18 protein-coding genes and 1 other annotated feature are annotated in these 18663 nt (G+C 54.6%); of the genes, 11 read left to right on the forward strand and 7 right to left on the reverse strand.

The window, feature by feature from the left end; genetic code table 11:
- Nucleotides 1–92: 92 nt before the first annotated feature.
- Nucleotides 93–1259, reverse strand: a complete 1167-nt coding sequence (gene dacD, locus LZ634_RS20700) for a serine-type D-Ala-D-Ala carboxypeptidase DacD (RefSeq protein WP_234508586.1) — start codon at nucleotides 1257–1259, stop codon at nucleotides 93–95.
- A 214-nt stretch (nucleotides 1260–1473) separates the two neighbouring features.
- On the opposite strand from dacD, the gene sbcB reads away from it, so the two are divergent.
- Nucleotides 1474–2898, forward strand: coding sequence for an exodeoxyribonuclease I (gene sbcB / locus LZ634_RS20705; protein WP_234508588.1), 1425 nt, complete (start codon nucleotides 1474–1476; stop codon nucleotides 2896–2898).
- A gap of 40 nt (nucleotides 2899–2938) precedes the next feature.
- Here the strand turns inward: sbcB and tsuB are convergent, their stop codons facing one another.
- The 4 genes from tsuB to LZ634_RS20725 all read right to left on the reverse strand — a co-directional run bounded on the left by tsuB (nucleotide 2939) and on the right by LZ634_RS20725 (nucleotide 6942).
- Complete coding sequence (gene tsuB / locus LZ634_RS20710; protein ID WP_001575873.1) at nucleotides 2939–3163, reverse strand: thiosulfate utilization sulfurtransferase TsuB/YeeD; 225 nt, start codon at nucleotides 3161–3163, stop codon at nucleotides 2939–2941.
- A gap of 10 nt (nucleotides 3164–3173) precedes the next feature.
- On the reverse strand, nucleotides 3174–4229 hold the full coding sequence (tsuA, locus tag LZ634_RS20715; RefSeq protein ID WP_234508590.1) for a thiosulfate utilization transporter TsuA/YeeE: 1056 nt from the start codon (nucleotides 4227–4229) through the stop codon (nucleotides 3174–3176).
- A 184-nt stretch (nucleotides 4230–4413) separates the two neighbouring features.
- On the reverse strand, nucleotides 4414–5772 hold the full coding sequence (locus LZ634_RS20720; protein ID WP_234508592.1) for an APC family permease: 1359 nt from the start codon (nucleotides 5770–5772) through the stop codon (nucleotides 4414–4416).
- A gap of 348 nt (nucleotides 5773–6120) precedes the next feature.
- Complete coding sequence (locus tag LZ634_RS20725; protein WP_234508594.1) at nucleotides 6121–6942, reverse strand: SDR family oxidoreductase; 822 nt, start codon at nucleotides 6940–6942, stop codon at nucleotides 6121–6123.
- Nucleotides 6943–7121: 179 nt separating this feature from the next.
- Here LZ634_RS20725 and hisL point away from each other — a divergent pair, with 179 nt between their 5' ends.
- The 10 genes from hisL (at nucleotide 7122) to LZ634_RS20775 (ending at nucleotide 15474) form a co-directional block, all read left to right on the forward strand.
- Nucleotides 7122–7172 (forward strand): his operon leader peptide, encoded by a 51-nt coding sequence (gene hisL / locus LZ634_RS20730; protein WP_071594744.1) that lies wholly within the window; start codon nucleotides 7122–7124, stop codon nucleotides 7170–7172.
- Nucleotides 7148–7269: a sequence feature (His leader region), on the forward strand. It overlaps the preceding gene by 25 nt.
- Nucleotides 7270–7303: 34 nt before the next feature.
- Nucleotides 7304–8203 (forward strand): ATP phosphoribosyltransferase, encoded by a 900-nt coding sequence (gene hisG, locus LZ634_RS20735; protein ID WP_052285275.1) that lies wholly within the window; start codon nucleotides 7304–7306, stop codon nucleotides 8201–8203.
- A gap of 5 nt (nucleotides 8204–8208) precedes the next feature.
- Nucleotides 8209–9513, forward strand: coding sequence for a histidinol dehydrogenase (hisD, locus tag LZ634_RS20740; protein WP_234508596.1), 1305 nt, complete (start codon nucleotides 8209–8211; stop codon nucleotides 9511–9513).
- Nucleotides 9510–10571 (forward strand): histidinol-phosphate transaminase, encoded by a 1062-nt coding sequence (hisC, locus tag LZ634_RS20745; RefSeq protein ID WP_234508598.1) that lies wholly within the window; start codon nucleotides 9510–9512, stop codon nucleotides 10569–10571. The genes hisD and hisC overlap by 4 nt, the downstream gene beginning before the upstream one ends.
- Nucleotides 10568–11635 (forward strand): bifunctional histidinol-phosphatase/imidazoleglycerol-phosphate dehydratase HisB, encoded by a 1068-nt coding sequence (hisB, locus tag LZ634_RS20750; protein WP_234508600.1) that lies wholly within the window; start codon nucleotides 10568–10570, stop codon nucleotides 11633–11635. Before hisC ends, hisB begins: the two co-directional genes overlap by 4 nt.
- Nucleotides 11635–12225, forward strand: coding sequence for an imidazole glycerol phosphate synthase subunit HisH (hisH, locus tag LZ634_RS20755; RefSeq protein ID WP_234508602.1), 591 nt, complete (start codon nucleotides 11635–11637; stop codon nucleotides 12223–12225). Before hisB ends, hisH begins: the two co-directional genes overlap by 1 nt.
- Entirely contained in the window at nucleotides 12225–12962 is a 738-nt protein-coding gene (gene hisA, locus LZ634_RS20760) for a 1-(5-phosphoribosyl)-5-[(5-phosphoribosylamino)methylideneamino]imidazole-4-carboxamide isomerase (RefSeq protein ID WP_234508604.1), read from the forward strand. The genes hisH and hisA overlap by 1 nt, the downstream gene beginning before the upstream one ends.
- Nucleotides 12944–13720, forward strand: coding sequence for an imidazole glycerol phosphate synthase subunit HisF (gene hisF, locus LZ634_RS20765; protein WP_234508606.1), 777 nt, complete (start codon nucleotides 12944–12946; stop codon nucleotides 13718–13720). The genes hisA and hisF overlap by 19 nt, the downstream gene beginning before the upstream one ends.
- Nucleotides 13714–14313, forward strand: coding sequence for a bifunctional phosphoribosyl-AMP cyclohydrolase/phosphoribosyl-ATP diphosphatase HisIE (gene hisIE / locus LZ634_RS20770; RefSeq protein ID WP_234508608.1), 600 nt, complete (start codon nucleotides 13714–13716; stop codon nucleotides 14311–14313). Before hisF ends, hisIE begins: the two co-directional genes overlap by 7 nt.
- A 156-nt stretch (nucleotides 14314–14469) precedes the next feature.
- Nucleotides 14470–15474: an NAD-dependent epimerase gene (locus tag LZ634_RS20775; RefSeq protein ID WP_234508610.1), complete on the forward strand. Its 1005-nt coding sequence runs from the start codon at nucleotides 14470–14472 to the stop codon at nucleotides 15472–15474.
- 72 nt (nucleotides 15475–15546) lie between these two features.
- On the opposite strand, the gene ugd is transcribed toward LZ634_RS20775, so the two are convergent.
- Nucleotides 15547–16713 carry a UDP-glucose 6-dehydrogenase gene (gene ugd / locus LZ634_RS20780; protein WP_234508612.1) on the reverse strand — a complete coding sequence of 389 codons (1167 nt, stop codon included), beginning with the start codon at nucleotides 16711–16713 and terminating at the stop codon, nucleotides 15547–15549.
- 208 nt (nucleotides 16714–16921) lie between these two features.
- Nucleotides 16922–18328 carry an NADP-dependent phosphogluconate dehydrogenase gene (gndA, locus tag LZ634_RS20785; protein WP_052285265.1) on the reverse strand — a complete coding sequence of 469 codons (1407 nt, stop codon included), beginning with the start codon at nucleotides 18326–18328 and terminating at the stop codon, nucleotides 16922–16924.
- Between the last annotated feature and the right edge of the window lie 335 nt (nucleotides 18329–18663).

Genomic DNA, 18663 nt, shown 5'->3' on the forward strand with positions numbered 1-18663 from the left:
GGGTTTGGCGTCCCTCCGGGAACCAAATCCCGGCGTTTCCCCTAATCACCTTGCTTAAGTGAACGGTGTTACCCTTGATGGGGTCTTAATAATTATGCTTTATGATGCAAATAATCACTCAGTCGGGAGAACATCCCACCCTTGCCGACGCTCTCCAGCGTCACCAGCGGCCACTGGGCAACCACTTTGTTGCCATCAATCAGCTGAATCTCGCCAACCCGCTGATGGGCGGCAATCGGTGCATCCAGCTCTTTTTTATCCAGCACATATTTAGCTTTGATGTTCGGTACTTCCGCTTTCGGCAGCGCCAACCAGAAATCCTGATCGGGCCCGAGGGCAATTTCCTCTTTATCGCCGTACCAGATACGCTCGGTGCCGACTTTTTTGCCACTTTGCAGGATCTGCACGGTATCGAAGTTTTGTTGACCCCAATGCAGCAGTTTACGCGCCTGGTCTTCGCGGCCTTTCGCGCTATCCGCGCCCATGACCACCGCAATCAGACGACGCTGGCCATCTACAGCCGAGGCTATCAGGTTAAAACCGGCACCGGAGGTATGGCCGGTTTTCAGACCATCGATATTCATGCTTTTATCCCACAGCAGGCCGTTTCGGTTCTGCTGGGTAATCCCGTTCCACGTCAGGCTCTTTTCGCTGTACATGTGGTAGAACTCAGGCTCACCGTGGATGATAGCGCGTGAAAGCACCGCCAGGTCATACGCGGAGCTGTGCTGGCCCGGCGCATCCAGACCGTGAACCGTTTCAAAATGGGTATCGCGCAGATTCAGCGTTTCAACATAGTGGTTCATCATTTTGACGAACTGCGGCTGCCCGCCCGCGACATAATCCGCCAGCGCCACGCAGGCATCGTTACCAGAGTCGACAATCAGCCCGCGGCTGAGGTCTCGTACCGTCAGGCGGTCGCCGGCTTTCAGGAACATCAGCGATGAGCCGTCAAATACCGGGTTGCCAGCAGCCCAGGCGTCGCGTCCCACCGTGACCATATCGTCTGGCGTGATGTGATGGCTATCAATGGCGCGGTCAACGACGTAGCCGGTCATGAGCTTGGTCAGGCTGGCCGGGTTGCGCTGTTGGTGTTCGTTACCTGCGGTTAAAATCTGCCCGGTGGTGTAATCCATTAATACCCAGGCACCGGCCTGAATGGCTGGCGGGGTGACGGAAGGGATCGCGGATTCATCAGCAAATGCACACGAAACGCTCGAAGCGAGCAAAGAGACAGCAATAAGAAAACGGGCTTTCAACGGTAAATCCTCAACATTCACAAATTCGTCGTCCTTTTTACGGAAGTTCGTGCTTTCTGGCAGGCTTAAATTGCAAGAAAATATGACATGCATCTAATTGCACACGAAAAAACACTCTGCGCCATCGCTTCCAGATCCCATTACCGCCCTTCTGATGCTCGGCGAAATCGTTTACCATGGACATTAAACGCCATACACGGACACAGCTAACGCCATGCAAGAGACTTCCAGCGCGCCGGGATTTTTGTTTCACGACTATGAAACCTTCGGAACCAGCCCTTCCCTCGACAGACCCGCGCAGTTCGCCGCTATTCGAACCGATAACGACTTCAATATCATCGGCGAGCCAGAGGTCTTTTACTGCAAACCGGCGGATGACTATTTGCCCCAGCCGGAAGCGGTGTTAATAACCGGCATCACGCCGCAGGAGGCTCGCGCCAAAGGCGAAAACGAAGCCGCCTTCGCCAAACGCATCCACGATATTTTCACCGTGCCGGAAACCTGCGTGGTGGGCTATAACAACGTCCGCTTCGATGATGAAGTGACGCGCAACATCTTCTATCGTAACTTTTACGACCCGTATGCCTGGAGCTGGCAAAACCGCAATTCACGCTGGGATCTGCTGGACGTGATGCGCGCCTGCTATGCCCTGCGCCCAGAGGGAATTAACTGGCCGGAGAATGAAGACGGCCTGCCGAGCTTCCGTCTGGAGCACTTAACCCGTGCCAACGGTATTGAGCACAGCAATGCCCACGATGCGATGGCCGACGTCTACGCCACCATCGCGATGGTGAAACTGGTCAAAGCCCAGCAGCCAAAGCTGTTCGATTATCTCTATGCCTATCGCGGCAAGAATAAATTGATGACGCTGATTGATGTGCCGCAGATGAAACCCCTGGTACACGTTTCCGGCATGTTTGGCGCCTGGCGCGGCAACACCAGTTGGGTCGCGCCGCTGGCCTGGCATCCGGATAATCGCAACGCGGTTATCATGGTCGACCTGGCCGGTGATGTCGCCCCGCTGCTTGAGCTGGATGCCGACACGCTGCGCGAGCGGTTGTATACCCCGAAAGCCGAGCTTGGCGATAATTCGCCGGTACCCATTAAGCTGGTGCATCTCAATAAGTGCCCGGTGCTGGCGCAGGGGAATACGCTGCGTCCGGAGGATGCCGATCGTCTGGGCATCAACCGCCAACTGTGTCTGGACAATTTAAAACGGCTGCGTGAAAACCCGCAGATACGCGAGAAAGTGGTCACTATCTTCGCCGAAGCAGAGCCATTTGTGCCATCTGAAAATGTAGATTCCCAGCTCTATAACGGCTTCTTTAGCGATGCTGACCGTGCGGCGATGAAGATTGTGCTGGAGACCGAACCACGCAACCTGCCCGCGCTGGACATCACCTTTGCCGATAGCCGTATTGAGAAGCTGCTGTTTAACTATCGGGCGCGCAATTTCCCGGGGACGCTCGATGAAAATGAGCAACAACGTTGGCTGGAACATCGTCGGCAGATCTTTACGCCTGAGTTCTTGCAAGCCTTCGCCCTGGAACTAGAGATGCTTTACGGTCAGTACGAAGGGAATAACGAGAAGCTGTCGCTACTGAAAGCGCTGTATCAGTACGCGCAGGAGATTGTTTAAAACAGCAAAGCCTCGCACCGGCGTGCGAGGCTTATTACCGCTATTTCTGCACGGTTATGGTCCAGGCCGCATCGCCGGACTGCTGGTAGTCCGTCACGGTGAAGCCCTCTTCCGCAGCCCATTGGGGAATGGCTTCAGTCGCCTGGGTACAGTCAAATTCGATAACTAACTGGTCGCCGCTGGCGAGTTCCGCCATTGCAGCCTTTGCTTCGATTAAAGGGAATGGGCAAACCTGCGTCACCACATCCAGTTTTTTTACCACCATTTTTAGCTCCTTAAGCCGTTGCGGATTTCAGTTTGGCTTTCCGCTGCGGGCGAACATACAACATCCACGAAGCGCTCCACACGCCGAGGATCATAAATACCAGGCCAATCCAGCCCTGCCAGGTCATCATCGCCGTCATCACCAGACCGTTGCCGATAGAACAGCCGCCCGCAATGCTGGCACCAAAGCCCATCAGTACGCCGCCGCCGGCGCTGCGCAGCGTGGTGCTGGCATCCGCCGCACGAATGCGAAATTCACGACTGGCCTTCGCGGCAATGAACGAACCGATAAAGATACCCAGCACCAGGAACACGCCCCAGTTCAGGAATTTGCTGTCGCCGCCCACCAGGAACTGCAAGATGTTGGCGGTTGGCGAAGTAATGCCGAGGCCAAACATACGGCCGGTGGCTTCGCTTAGCGGCCATGCCAGCAAAGCAATCAGGCCAATCAGCACCGCCGTAACAAACGGGTGCCAACGTTTTTCAAACAGCAGGTGCGCTAGGCCGCTACGACGCGGCGGCAGAGTTGCCACCTTCAGCTTCGGTTTACTCAGCTCTTTGCGTACCAGCCAGACGGTGGCGAGTACGAGCAGGGCAATAATCGGCCAGACAGAAATATTCAACGTTTCGGCGATGCCGTTGTGCGCCGTACTGTGCTCGCCGAGGAATTTATTCAGACCGGCGGCATGCGGCGAGCGCATCACTGCGCTCATCACCATGTAAGTCACCAGCGCAATCCAGCTACCGATGAGACCTTCACCGGCACGATACCAGGTGCCGGTAGCGCAGCCGCCCGCGTAGACAATCCCGATACCAAAGACAAAACCGCCCACCACGGTGCCCAGCCATGGGAACACGCCCGCGTCATACTGCACCACACCAAGCTGAATCAGGGCGAAGACCCCGACGCTCTGAATACAGATAGCAATCAGCAGCGCGTAAAACATGCGGTTATTTTTGGTTATGTACATATCGCGAAAACCGCCCGTCAGGCAGAAACGGCCGCGCTGCATAACGAATCCCAGTAAAGCCCCGCAGACCACGCCGCTTATTATCATGTGCAACATAAGAATCAATTAACCCAGAATTATTAGTCTTAAAATTATTCCTGAGCAGCCCTGCTGGCTCCAATAACCAAAAGCTCTATATTATTCCTGATAGTTATCAAAGATGGTTTTTTAAGCACCTGTGAATTTAAGGCAAAAAAAGCGGAGGCCTGAGCCTCCGCTTTTCAATCGCTATCGCAATACGTTACGCGATATCTTCGTACTGTGGAACCGGGTTGCGGAAACGCTTAGTCACGCATGCCAGGTACACCAGACCAATGGTGCCCCAGATCAGACCCAGAACCATGGAGCTCTGCTCCAGGTTGACCCACAGTGCGCCTACGGTCAGCGCGCCACAGCTTGGCAGCACCAGGTAGTTGATGTGGTCTTTCAGCGTCTTGTTACGCTTCTCACGGATCCAGAACTGCGAGATAACCGAGAGGTTAACGAAGGTGAACGCAACCAGCGCACCGAAGTTAATCAGCGCAGTCGCCGTCACCAGGTCGAATTTAATCGCCAGCAGTGCAATCGCACCTACCAACAGCACGTTGAACGCCGGGGTACGCCATTTCGGATGAATATAGCCGAAGAAGCTAGTTGGGAACACGCCATCACGACCCATCACGTACATCAGACGAGAAACGCCCGCATGTGCCGCCATACCGGAAGCCAGTACCGTTACGCTGGAGAAGATCAGCACGCCCCACTGGAAGGTTTTACCCGCCACGTACAGCATGATTTCAGGCTGAGAAGCGTCTGGATCTTTAAAGCGGGTGATGTCCGGGAAGTACAGCTGCAGGAAGTAAGATGCACCAATGAACACCATACCGCCGATCAGCGCCGTGAGGAAAATCGCACGCGGGATCACGCGTTCTGCGTCTTTGGTCTCTTCAGACAAAGAAGAGATACCGTCAAAGCCGAGGAACGAGAAGCACAGAATCGTCGCACCGGTAATCATCGGCACTACATGCGCGCCTTCAGACCAGAACGGACGAGTACTTGTCAGCGTACCAGCGCCTTCACCGTGCATAATGCCATAGATGATAAGGCCAACGATTACCGCCACAATACCCATCTGCAAAATTACAATCAGGGTATTGAAGTTCGCTACCGCCTTGATGCTGCGCAGGTTTGACACGGTCATAAAACCAACCAGTGCGACCACGAAGATCCACGACGGAACGGAAGGCATCAGCGCTTCAAAGTAAATTTTCGCCAGCAGAATGTTGATCATCGGCATGAACAGGTAGTCCAGCAGTGATGACCAGCCCACCATAAAGCCAACGACCGGGCTAATGGATTTCTGAGCGTAGGTGTATGCAGAGCCTGCAGACGGGAAACGGCGAACCAGTTTACCGTAGCTCAGCGCTGTAAAAAGAATAGCGATCAACGCAAAGGCATAAGCCGTTGCGACGTGACCGTCAGTGAGGCCTGATACGATACCGAACGTATCGAACAGCGTCATTGGCTGCATATAGGCTAAGCCCATCATAACAACCGGAATCAACGTAAGCGTTTTACGCAATTCCACGCGAGAGGTGTTTGGAGTAACGTTATTTGACACGGTCAGTCTCCATTACGGCGATGGCCGGCGCAAAAAAGAAAAATTGCCCCATTTTTTTTCTGTTTCCTCAGCGACAACAACTGTCGTTTTTTAAGTAAATATCTATCCGGTACGAAGCCCGGCCTCTTTTATTGGATGGTTGTTTTGATGTAAAAAAAATAACCGACGTGGCAAGCACGTCGGTTAATCTCAATTTTTTACATTCGACATATTTTGCACCAAACTAAAGCAAAAACACAAGCGAATGCGAACACTATCGAAGCCATTGTTCATCTAACTGGCTGATAAACAGGCAATCGCTGAAACGTAAACGTCAACAATAGCACTATTTGCTAAAACAGAAGCCTGTTACTCCATCGGCATACGCAGTGGGTCAGGATATTGATACTCAAATCCCAGCTCGCGACAGATACGATTGCCATCAATAATCTTGCCCTGCCCTTTGCCGCTATCGCTAAACAGCGGTACCGCCAAACCAAGCTCCCGCGCCATTTGCGGGTAAAAAATACGCCGCGCTGGATGCTCTGGCGCGCAGATGTTATAGATGTGCCCGCCCTTAGGGGCCTGAAGCAGCAGCGTAATAGCAGAAATCACATCTTCAAGGTGCACCAGATTGACGCCGTGCTGACCATCCGGCGCCGACTTGCCGGCGAAGAAGCGCCCTGGATGGCGCCCCGGCCCAACAAGCCCAGCCAGACGCAGAATATCCACCGAAGTTCCCGGCAACTGATGCAGCCAATCTTCCAACTCTTTGAGTACTAAGCCGCTGGCAGTAACCGGTGCACGTGGCGTGGTCTCTTTAACCGTACCTTCTTCTTTACCGTAGACCGAGGTTGAACTGGTAAAGATAATGCGCGGGATATGGTGTGCCAGCGCGGAATCAACAATCTCCTGCACCGCCTGATGATAAAAATCTTCACCTTCGCCGCTGCGGCGCGCCGGTAGCGTTATCACCAGCGCGTCAACATTCATCAAGGCATCAAGATCGTCCGCCTCGCATACCAACTGCGGATCCAGCCGTAGCGGATAGCTTTCAATACCGCACATTCGCGCAGCCTCTACGCCATCTTCCGTCGTTTTACTGCCGGTAACATGCCAGCCACGCGCCATCAATGACAGCGCCAGCGGCATACCCAGCCACCCTAAACCGACAATTGCCACTTTCTTCATTGCGCTATCTCCTGATTGTTGCCGCACTCCTCTTACTAAGGCTACGCCACCACGCCAAAACTGACAATTTATAGTGGCAACATGAATAGATTTAATGAATGAAAAAAGCGCTTGCCTTCAACGACAAAAGTGGTTTAGGTTAAAAGACATCAAGTGAATAGTCATTCAACGAGAATTTTATGAGCCGCGTTCAATTTAAACACCACCATCATCACCATCACCCTGACTAGTCTTTCAGGCGATGTGTGCTGGGAGACATTCAGATCTTCCAGTGGTGCAAGAACGCAAGAGAGCCCCCGGAAGATCATCTTCCGGGGGCTTTTTTTTGAACCAAATTCAGCAGGGTAATGAGGAAAACAGAATGTTAGATAACAGCCGTTTACGCATAGCTATTCAGAAATCAGGTCGCCTGAGCGATGATTCACGCGAATTACTCGCCCGTTGTGGTATTAAAATCAATCTCCACACCCAGCGTCTGATTGCGATGGCGGAGAACATGCCTATCGATATCCTGCGCGTTCGCGATGACGATATCCCGGGCCTGATTATGGACGGCGTAGTTGATCTCGGCATCATCGGCGAAAACGTTCTGGAAGAAGAGCTGCTGAGCCGCCGCGCTCAGGGCGAAGACCCGCGCTATTTCACCCTGCGCCGTCTGGATTTCGGCGGCTGCCGCCTGTCCTTAGCCACCCCGGCGGATGAAGCGTGGAATGGCCCGGCCGCGCTCGACGGTAAACGTATCGCTACCTCTTACCCACACCTGCTCAAACGTTATCTCGACCAGAAAGGCATCACCTTTAAGTCCTGCCTGCTGAACGGTTCTGTGGAAGTCGCCCCGCGCGCCGGTCTGGCGGACGCCATCTGCGATCTGGTTTCTACCGGCGCAACCCTCGAAGCCAACGGCCTGCGTGAAGTGGAAGTCATGTTCCGCTCCAAAGCCTGCCTGATTCAGCGCGATGGCGAGATGAGCGATGCGAAACAGCAGCTGGTCGATCGCCTGCTGACCCGTATTCAGGGCGTGATTCAGGCTCGCGAGTCAAAATACATCATGATGCACGCGCCGACCGAACGTCTGGATGAAGTGATTGCCCTGCTGCCGGGCGCTGAACGCCCAACTATTCTGCCGCTGGCTGGCGATCAGCAGCGCGTAGCGATGCACATGGTGAGCAGCGAAACCCTGTTCTGGGAAACCATGGAAAAACTCAAAGCCCTGGGTGCCAGCTCTATTCTGGTGCTGCCAATTGAGAAGATGATGGAGTAATTGCCATGAGCTTCAATACCCTGATTGACTGGAATAGCTGTAGCCCCGAAGAGCAGCAGGCGCTGTTAATGCGCCCGGCGATCTCCGCATCCGACAGCATCACCCGCACGGTGGCTGAGATCCTCGATAACGTCAAAAACAACGGCGATACCGCCCTGCGCGAATACAGCGCCAAATTTGATAAGACTAAAGTCGGTGCATTACGCGTCACCGCCGAAGAGATCCAGCAGGCCAGCGACCGTCTGAGCGATGAGCTTAAACAGGCGATGCAAGCGGCGGTACGTAATATCGATACCTTCCACCAGGCACAGATCCTGCCACCGGTGGATATCGAAACTCAGCCGGGCATCCGCTGCCAGCAGGTGACTCGCCCGATTGCGTCCGTTGGCCTCTATATTCCCGGCGGTTCCGCGCCGCTGTTTTCTACCGTATTGATGCTCGCGACTCCAGCTCGGATTGCCGGCTGCAAAAAAGTGGTGCTGTGCTCGCCGCCGCCCATTGCCGATGAGATCCTCTATGCCGCGCAGCTGTGCGGCGTGAAAGAGGTGTTTAACGTCGGCGGCGCGCAGGCGATTGCCGCGCTGGCGCTGGGCACCGAGTCTATTGCCAAGGTCGATAAAATCTTCGGGCCGGGCAACGCCTATGTCACCGAAGCCAAACGCCAGGTCAGCCAGCGCCTTGACGGCGCGGCGATTGATATGCCGGCAGGGCCGTCAGAAGTGCTGGTGATCGCCGACAGCGGCGCGACGCCGGACTTTGTTGCCTCCGATCTGCTCTCACAGGCCGAACACGGCCCGGATTCGCAGGTCATTCTGCTGACCCCGGACGCGCAGATTGCCGCTGGCGTTGCCGAAGCCGTTGAACGTCAGCTCGCCGAGCTGTCCCGCGCCGAAACCGCCCGCCAGGCGCTTTCCGCCAGCCGTTTAATCGTGGCCAAAGATCTGGCGCAGTGTATTGAAATCTCCAACGCCTATGGCCCGGAGCACCTGATTATTCAGACCCGCAATGCCCGCGAGCTGGTTGACGATATTACCAGCGCTGGCTCCGTGTTCCTCGGCGACTGGTCGCCGGAGTCTGCGGGCGACTACGCTTCCGGCACCAACCACGTTCTGCCGACCTATGGCTATACGGCGACCTGTTCCAGCCTCGGGCTGGCGGACTTCCAGAAACGGATGACCGTTCAGGAATTATCCCGCGAAGGCTTCTCCGCTATCGCCGCTACCATTGAAACGCTGGCCGCCGCCGAGCTGCTAACCGCCCACAAAAATGCCGTTACCCTGCGCGTTAACGCCCTCAAGGAGCAAGCATGAGCATTGAACAGTTAGCCCGCGATAACGTTCGCGCCCTGACCCCGTATCAGTCTGCGCGCCGTCTGGGCGGCAAAGGTGACGTCTGGCTGAATGCCAACGAATTCCCCACGGCGATCCCGTTTGAGCTAAGCCAGCAGACGCTGAACCGCTATCCGGAATGTCAGCCAAAAGCAGTGATTGAAAACTACGCCGCCTATGCGGGCGTGAAGCCAGAGCAGGTGCTGGTCAGCCGCGGCGCGGATGAAGGCATTGAGCTGCTGGTTCGCGCCTTCTGCGAGCCGGGCCGCGATGCGGTGCTGTTCTGCCCACCGACCTACGGCATGTACAGCGTCAGCGCCGAAACCATTGGCGTTGAATGCCGCACGGTGCCCGCCAAAGCCGACTGGCAGTTGGATCTGCCGGCCATTGCCGATAGCCTCGCGAACGTCAAAGTGGTGTACGTCTGCAGCCCGAACAACCCCACCGGGCAGATTATCAATCCGCAGGATTTCCGTGCCCTGCTGGAGATGACCCGTGATAGCGCGCTGGTTGTGGCTGACGAGGCCTATATCGAGTTCTGCCCGCAGGCAACGCTGGCAGGCTGGCTGGCCGAATACCCTCATCTGGTGATTCTGCGCACGCTGTCCAAAGCCTTCGCGCTGGCAGGGCTGCGCTGCGGCTTTACCCTGGCGAACGAAGAGGTGATCGCGCTATTAATGAAGGTGATTGCCCCTTACCCGCTCTCTACGCCGGTTGCCGATATCGCCGCCCAGGCGCTTAGCGCGCAGGGAATTGCCGCGATGCGCCAGCGCGTGGACCAAATTCTTGATGAACGTCAGTACCTGGTGGAGGCGCTGCGCACTATCGACTGCGTCGAACAGGTATTTGATTCCGAGACCAACTACGTACTGGCTCGTATCAAAGCCTCCAGCAGCGTATTTAAATCTTTATGGGATCAAGGCATTATCTTACGTGACCAGAATAAACAACCATCTTTAAGCGGCTGTTTGCGCATCACTATCGGCACTCGTGAAGAGAGCCAGCGCGTGATTGACGCTTTGAAAGCGGAGACCGTATGACCCAGAAGTTTCTCTTTATCGATCGTGATGGCACCCTGATTTCCGAGCCACCAAGCGACTATCAGGTAGACCGTTTTGACAAGCTGGCCTTCGAGCCGGACGCCATTCCCGTTCTGCTGAAGCTGCAAAAAGCCGGTTACAAACTGGTGATGATCACCAATCAGGACGGCCTAGGTACCGACAGTTTCCCGCAGGCCGATTTTGACGGCCCGCACAACCTGATGATGCAGATCTTCACCTCGCAGGGCGTTGCCTTTGACGATGTGCTGATTTGCCCGCACCTGCCGGCGGACAACTGCGCATGCCGTAAACCGAAAACTCAGCTGGTCACCGCCTGGCTGGCTAATGAAGTGATGGATACCGCCAACAGCTATGTGATTGGCGATCGCCTCACCGATGTCGAGCTGGCGACCAACATGGGCATCACCGGCCTGCAATATAATCGCGAGACCCTGAACTGGGCAGCGATTGGCGAGCAGCTGACCCGCCGCGACCGCTATGCGCGTATCGAACGCAATACGCGTGAAACGCAGATTGACGTCCAGGTGTGGCTCGACCGCGAAGGCGGCAGCAAAATCAACACCGGCGTCGGCTTCTTCGACCATATGCTCGACCAGATTGCCACCCACGGCGGCTTCCGTATGAACATTACCGTGAAGGGCGATCTCTATATTGACGATCACCACACGGTAGAAGATACCGGTCTGGCGCTGGGCGAGGCGTTAAAAGTGGCGCTGGGTGACAAACGCGGCATCAACCGTTTTGGCTTCGTCCTGCCAATGGACGAGTGTTTGGCGCGCTGCGCGCTGGATATTTCCGGCCGCCCGCACCTGGAATATAAAGCCGAGTTTACCTATCAGCGCGTCGGCGATCTGAGCACCGAGATGATCGAGCACTTCTTCCGCTCGCTCTCCTACACCATGGGCGTAACGCTGCACCTGAAAACCAAAGGCAAAAACGATCACCACCGCGTGGAAAGCCTGTTTAAAGTCTTTGGCCGCACGCTGCGCCAGGCGATTCGCGTGGACGGCGATACCCTACCCTCCTCAAAAGGAGTGCTGTGATGAACGTGGTTGTCCTCGATACCGGCTGCGCCAACCTCAACTCGGTAAAGTCGGCGATTATTCGCCATGGCTATGAGCCGGTGGTCAGCCGAGAGCCAGAAGTGGTGCTGCGCGCCGACAAACTGTTTTTGCCAGGCGTAGGGACCGCGCAAGCCGCTATGGACCAGCTGCGCGAACGTGAGTTGGTTGAGTTGATTAAAGCCTGTACTCAACCGGTACTGGGCATTTGCCTTGGTATGCAGCTGCTTGGCCGCCGTAGCGAAGAGACGCATGGCGTTGACCTGCTGGGGATCATCGACCAGGACGTACCGAAGATGGCCGATTTTGGTCTACCGTTGCCGCACATGGGCTGGAATCGCGTCCACCCAAAGGCCGGCGATCGCCTGTTCCGCGGCATTGAAGACGGCGCGTACTTCTACTTTGTTCACAGCTACGCCATGCCGGTTAACGAGTACACCATCGCCCAGTGTCACTACGGCGAACCGTTTACTGCCGCCGTGCAGAAAGATAATTTTTACGGCGTGCAGTTCCACCCAGAGCGCTCAGGTGCGGCGGGTGCACAGCTGCTGAAAAACTTCCTGGAGATGTAATGATCATTCCTGCTTTAGATTTGATTAACGGCACCGTCGTGCGTCTCCATCAGGGAGACTACGGCCAGCAACGCGACTACGGCACCGATCCGCTACCGCGCCTGCAGGATTACGCGGCACAAGGTGCCGAAGTGCTGCACCTGGTGGATTTAACCGGGGCAAAAGATCCGGCCCAACGCCAGATCCCGCTGCTGAAAACGCTGGTTGCTGGGGTGAACGTCCCGGTACAGGTTGGCGGCGGCGTCCGTACGGAAGAAGACGTGGCGGCATTGCTTGAGGCTGGCGTCGCGCGCGTGGTCGTCGGTTCGACGGCGGTGAAATCATCTGACGTGGTCAAGGGCTGGTTCAAGCGCTTTGGCGCAGAACACCTGGTGCTGGCGCTGGACGTGCGTATTGACGATAACGGCACCAAGCAGGTCGCCGTCAGCGGCTGGCAGGAAAACTCCGGCGTCACGCTGGAGGAGCTGGTTGAGACCTATCTGCCGGTTGGCCTGCAACACGTACTGTGCACCGATATTTCCCGTGACGGAACGCTGGCTGGCTCCAACGTGTCGCTGTATGAAGAAGTCTGCGCGCGCTATCCGCAGGTGGCGTTTCAGTCCTCCGGCGGCATTGGAGACCTTAACGATATTGCCGCCCTGCGCGGCACCGGCGTACGCGGTGTGATTGTCGGACGCGCGCTGCTGGAAGGTAAATTTAACGTAACGGAGGCCATCCAATGCTGGCAAAACGGATAATTCCTTGTCTCGATGTGCGTGATGGTCAGGTCGTTAAAGGGGTGCAGTTCCGCAACCACGAAATTATTGGCGATATCGTTCCGCTGGCAAAACGCTACGCCGATGAAGGCGCGGATGAACTGGTGTTCTACGATATCACTGCCTCCAGCGATGGCCGAGTGGTTGATAAAAGCTGGGTCTCCCGCGTAGCCGAAGTTATCGACATTCCATTCTGCGTCGCCGGTGGCATTAAATCCATTGACGATGCAGCGCGTATTCTCTCTTTCGGCGCTGATAAAATTTCTATCAACTCCCCGGCGCTGGCCGACCCAGAGCTGATCACCCGTCTGGCGGATCGTTTTGGCGTGCAGTGCATTGTGGTGGGGATTGATACCTGGTTTGATGCCGATACGGGTAAGTATCACGTCAACCAATACACCGGCGATGAAAGCCGCACCCGCGTCACTCAATGGGAAACCCTCGACTGGGTGCAGGAAGTGCAGAAGCGCGGCGCGGGCGAAATCGTCCTCAACATGATGAACCAGGACGGCGTGCGTAACGGCTACGACCTGGCGCAGTTAAAGAAAGTGCGCGACGTGTGCCGCGTGCCGCTTATCGCCTCCGGCGGCGCGGGAACGATGGAACACTTCCTCGAAGCCTTCCGCGATGCCAACGTTGACGGCGCGCTGGCGGCATCGGTATTCCACAAGCAGATTATCAATATTGGCGAACTAAAAGCGTACCTGGCAGCACAGGGCGTGGAGATACGGGTATGTTAACTGAACAACTGGACTGGGAAAAAACCGACGGACTGATGCCCGCCATCATCCAACATGCGGTTTCCGGCGAAGTTTTAATGCTGGGTTATATGAATCAGGACGCGCTGGCTAAAACCCAGGAGTCCGGCAAAGTCACCTTTTACTCGCGCACTAAACAGCGTCTGTGGACCAAAGGTGAAACCTCCGGCAACTTCCTGAACGTGGTCAGCATCGCGCCGGACTGCGACAACGATACCCTGCTGGTGCTGGTGAATCCCATTGGCCCAACCTGCCATAAAGGCACCTCAAGCTGCTTTGGCGATACCAGCCACCAGTGGCTGTTCCTGTATCAGTTAGAGCAACTGCTGGCCGAGCGCAAAACCGCCGACCCGGAAAGTTCCTATACCGCCAAACTGTATGCCAGCGGCACCAAGCGCATTGCGCAGAAAGTGGGGGAAGAAGGCGTGGAAACCGCGCTGGCGGCAACGGTTCACGATAAGTTTGAGCTGAAGAACGAAGCTTCGGATCTGATGTATCACCTGCTGGTACTGCTGCAGGATCAGGAGCTGGATTTGACGACGGTGATTGAGAATTTGCGCGCACGTCATCAGTAAGTCCTTTCTTCAAGCCCGGCCACTGTGCCGGGTTTTTCGCTTTATGCCCTCCCCCGATAACCTTAATGACCGATAACGATTATATTTTTTTGTCGACAGACGGTATGATCGCGCCTAAAAGCGATAATCGCATCAGAATTGGGTTTGAGGAATGCTATGAAATATTTGGTCACCGGCGCCGCGGGCTTTATTGGTTTTCATGTCAGCCAGCGCCTGCTCGCTGCCGGACATCAGGTTGTCGGGATTGATAATCTGAATGATTATTACGACATCAGCCTGAAGCAGGCGCGCCTCGACCAGCTGCCATCAGCAGATTTCCATTTTGTGAAAATGGATCTGGCGGACACGCCGGCCATGGCGGCTTTATTTGCCGAGCAGAAGTTTGACCGCGTCATCCACCTCGCCGCTCAGGCCGGTGTGCGCTATTCGCTGGAAAATCCGCATGCTTACGCCCAGGCCAATCTCGTCGGTCATCTCAACGTACTAGAAGGCTGCCGTCATAATAAGGTGCAGCACCTGTTGTACGCTTCATCCAGCTCGGTCTACGGTCTGAACCGCAAAATGCCGTTCTCCACCGATGACAGCGTGGACCACCCGGTCTCACTGTACGCGGCCACCAAGAAAGCCAATGAGCTGATGTCGCATACCTATTCGCATCTGTATGGCCTTCCGACCACCGGGCTGCGTTTTTTCACCGTTTATGGCCCTTGGGGTCGTCCGGATATGGCGCTGTTCAAGTTCACCAAAGCCATGCTGGAAGGCAAAAGCATTGATGTCTACAACTACGGCAAGATGAAGCGCGACTTCACCTACATTGATGATATCGTCGAAGCCATTATCCGCCTGCAGGATGTTATCCCGGAGCCAAACAGCGAATGGACGGTTGAAACCGGCTCTCCGGCGACCAGCTCCGCGCCGTATCACGTCTACAACATCGGTAACAGCTCCCCGGTTGAGCTGATGGATTACATTACCGCTCTGGAAGAAGCGATTGGCGTAAAAGCTGAGAAAAACATGATGCCCATGCAGCCGGGCGACGTACTGGAGACCAGCGCCGAGACGCAGCCTCTTTACGATCTGGTAGGGTTCAGACCGCAAACCTCGGTGAAAGATGGGGTGAAGAACTTCGTCGATTGGTATCGCGCGTTTTATAAAGTGTGAATAGCAAAAAGCCCTCATCAAGAGGGCTTTTTGATTCAGTTCGCCAGCAAAGTCGCGGCGATCGTTTAGCAATCAATCATTACCAAACAGGTCGCGGGTATACACCTTCTCTTCCACATCCGCCAGCTCTTCGGCCATACGGTTGGAGATGATGACGTCAGCTTCCTGCTTAAAGGCATTGAGATCGCGCACTACGCGTGAATTGAAGAATTCATCTTCCTTCATCACCGGTTCATAGATTATTACCGGAATACCTTTGGCCTTAATACGCTTCATAATCCCCTGAATGGAGGAGGCGCGGAAGTTATCAGAGCCGGACTTCATAATCAGCCGGTAAACGCCCACCACCTTCGGCTTACGCGCGAGGATAGAGTCAGCAATAAAATCTTTGCGCGTGCGGTTAGCATCAACAATAGCCCCGATGATGTTATTCGGCACGGCTTCATAGTTGGCCAATAGCTGTTTGGTATCTTTTGGCAGGCAGTAGCCACCGTAACCAAACGACGGGTTGTTGTAGTGATTGCCGATACGCGGGTCGAGACACACCCCTTCGATAATCTGACGCGAGTTCAGACCCAGGCTTTCGGCATAGCTGTCCAGCTCATTAAAGTAGGCCACGCGCAGCGCCAGATAGGTATTGGCAAACAGCTTGATGGCTTCGGCTTCAGTGGAGTCAGTAAACAGCGTCGGAATATCTTGTTTGACCGCACCTTCCTGTAACAGCGAGGCAAACCGCTCGGCACGTTCGGAGCGTTCGCCAATGACGATACGCGACGGGTGCAGGTTGTCGTACAGCGCGCGGCCTTCGCGCAGGAATTCCGGCGAGAAGAAGATATTGTCGATGCCCAGTTCTTCTTTAATCGATTTGGTAAAACCAACCGGAATGGTGGATTTGATAATCATCACCGCCTGCGGGTTGATTTCGATAACGTCGCGGATAACCGACTCTACGCTCGACGTGTTGAAATAGTTGGTTTTCGGATCGTAGTCCGTTGGGGTCGCGATGATAACGTAGTCCGCATCGCGGTAGGCATCATGCTTATCGGTCGTCGCCCGGAAATTCAGTGGTTTCGTCGCCAGATACTCTTCAATCTCTTTATCCACGATGGGCGATTTTTTCTGATTCAGCATGTCGACTTTGGACTGGATGATATCCAACGCGACGACTTCGTGATGCTGGGCGATCAAAATGCCGTTCGACAGGCCAACGTACCCTGTTCCTGAGATAGTTATCTTCATCGGTTCTGTAACTTCTTCCGGTTAAACATTTGAAGGTGAACACGTCACCGCCGTGGGACCCAACGCAGTGGTATCGGGTAAGCGTGGGGTCAGTATATCGCGATTTACTGCAACGGCGGCTATCAGACCTGACTGAATGCTGTTTTCTGGGCATAAAAAAGCCCGGAGGAGCGCTCCGGGCCTGCATTTGCGGTTGGCTTAAATCAGATTAATCCAGCCATTCGGTGTGGAACACACCTTCTTTATCGGTGCGTTTATAAGTATGCGCCCCGAAGTAGTCACGCTGAGCCTGAATCAGGTTAGCTGGCAGTACTGCTGCACGGTAGCTGTCGTAGTACGCCACAGCCGCAGAGAAGGTTGGTACCGGAATACCGTTCTGTACCGCGTAGGCAACAACATCACGCAGCGCCTGCTGGTAATCGTCAGCGATGTTTTTGAAGTACGGTGCCAACAGCAGGTTTGCGATGCCCGCATTTTCAGCGTAGGCGTCGGTGATTTTCTGCAGGAACTGCGCACGAATGATACAGCCCGCGCGGAAGATCTTCGCGATTTCACCGTAGTTCAGATCCCAGTTGTATTCGTCAGAAGCGGCACGCAGCTGAGAGAAGCCCTGTGCGTAGGAGACGATTTTACCCAGGTACAGTGCGCGACGTACTTTCTCGATAAATTCAGCTTTATCACCAGCCAGTTTCGCCTGCGGGCCAGTCAGCACTTTAGATGCTGCAACGCGCTGCTCTTTCAGGGAGGAGATGTAACGAGCGAATACGGATTCGGTGATCAGCGACAGAGGCTCGCCCAGATCCAGAGAGCTCTGGCTGGTCCATTTACCGGTGCCTTTGTTGGCCGCTTCATCCAGGATCACATCAACCAGGTACTTACCTTCTTCGTCTTTCTTAGTGAAGATATCTTTGGTGATGTCGATCAGGTAGCTGCTCAGCTCGCCTTCGTTCCATTCTGTGAAGGTGGTGGCCAGCTCGTCGTTAGACAGGTTCAGACCGCCTTTCAGCAGAGAATAAGCTTCAGCAATCAGCTGCATGTCGCCGTATTCAATACCGTTGTGAACCATTTTCACGTAGTGGCCTGCACCATCAGCACCGATATAAGTCACACACGGTTCGCCGTCTTCGGCAACCGCAGCAATCTTAGTCAGGATCGGAGCAACCAGTTCGTACGCTTCTTTCTGACCGCCAGGCATGATGGATGGGCCTTTCAGTGCGCCCTCTTCACCACCGGATACACCGGTACCGATGAAGTTAAAGCCTTCAGCAGACAGCTCACGGTTACGACGAATGGTGTCCTGGAAGAAGGTATTGCCACCATCAATGATGATGTCGCCTTTATCAAGGTACGGCTTCAGGGAATCGATGGCAGCATCGGTGCCAGCGCCCGCTTTCACCATTAACAGGATACGACGTGGGGTTTCAAGAGACTCGACGAACTCCTTCACCGTGTAGTGCGGAACCAGTTTCTTACCCGGGTTCTCGGCAACAACTTCTTCGGTTTTTTCGCGGGAGCGGTTGAAGATGGAGACGGTATAACCGCGGCTTTCGATGTTGAGCGCCAGGTTGCGCCCCATCACTGCCATACCGACAACGCCGATCTGTTGCTTGGACATTACATACTCCTGTCAGGGGATGGTACTGCGAAACATAACGCAGCTTGATTGCTTCTTATGTTAACTCAGGATGCTAAAAATCAATAACATTTGATGGTGACGGAAAGTGCTGTCAAACAGCCCTATAAAATGCAACCGTCGAAAATTTCGATATATCTTATTTAAATTATATAGATGAAAGGTCACACACTATCACTTTCCTTCGATCCAAACACCAACCCAAAATTGATTGCAATGAAGGTAGCACTATAAAATCGATTCAATTAATAACTTAAATTCAAAACAAAAAGCAATATCGAATAAAGTAACATCAAACTAATCCTGACCGAAGAAGT

The organism is Kluyvera intermedia (assembly GCF_021440345.1).
In the GTDB taxonomy this organism is placed as follows: Bacteria; Pseudomonadota; Gammaproteobacteria; order Enterobacterales; family Enterobacteriaceae; genus Kluyvera; species Kluyvera intermedia_A.

What these genes read in the sequence shown, in the direction of transcription:
- sbcB (WP_234508588.1), top strand. Translation starts at nt 1,474, where the DNA reads ATGCAAGAGACTTCCAGCGCGCCGGGATTTTTGTTTCACGACTATGAA.
- tsuB (WP_001575873.1), bottom strand. Translation starts at nt 3,163, where the DNA reads ATGGTGGTAAAAAAACTGGATGTGGTGACGCAGGTTTGCCCATTCCCT.
- tsuA (WP_234508590.1), bottom strand. Translation starts at nt 4,229, where the DNA reads ATGTTGCACATGATAATAAGCGGCGTGGTCTGCGGGGCTTTACTGGGA.
- LZ634_RS20725 (WP_234508594.1), bottom strand. Translation starts at nt 6,942, where the DNA reads ATGAAGAAAGTGGCAATTGTCGGTTTAGGGTGGCTGGGTATGCCGCTG.
- hisG (WP_052285275.1), top strand. Translation starts at nt 7,304, where the DNA reads ATGTTAGATAACAGCCGTTTACGCATAGCTATTCAGAAATCAGGTCGC.
- hisD (WP_234508596.1), top strand. Translation starts at nt 8,209, where the DNA reads ATGAGCTTCAATACCCTGATTGACTGGAATAGCTGTAGCCCCGAAGAG.
- hisC (WP_234508598.1), top strand. Translation starts at nt 9,510, where the DNA reads ATGAGCATTGAACAGTTAGCCCGCGATAACGTTCGCGCCCTGACCCCG.
- hisB (WP_234508600.1), top strand. Translation starts at nt 10,568, where the DNA reads ATGACCCAGAAGTTTCTCTTTATCGATCGTGATGGCACCCTGATTTCC.
- hisH (WP_234508602.1), top strand. Translation starts at nt 11,635, where the DNA reads ATGAACGTGGTTGTCCTCGATACCGGCTGCGCCAACCTCAACTCGGTA.
- hisA (WP_234508604.1), top strand. Translation starts at nt 12,225, where the DNA reads ATGATCATTCCTGCTTTAGATTTGATTAACGGCACCGTCGTGCGTCTC.
- hisF (WP_234508606.1), top strand. Translation starts at nt 12,944, where the DNA reads ATGCTGGCAAAACGGATAATTCCTTGTCTCGATGTGCGTGATGGTCAG.
- hisIE (WP_234508608.1), top strand. Translation starts at nt 13,714, where the DNA reads ATGTTAACTGAACAACTGGACTGGGAAAAAACCGACGGACTGATGCCC.
- LZ634_RS20775 (WP_234508610.1), top strand. Translation starts at nt 14,470, where the DNA reads ATGAAATATTTGGTCACCGGCGCCGCGGGCTTTATTGGTTTTCATGTC.
- ugd (WP_234508612.1), bottom strand. Translation starts at nt 16,713, where the DNA reads ATGAAGATAACTATCTCAGGAACAGGGTACGTTGGCCTGTCGAACGGC.
- gndA (WP_052285265.1), bottom strand. Translation starts at nt 18,328, where the DNA reads ATGTCCAAGCAACAGATCGGCGTTGTCGGTATGGCAGTGATGGGGCGC.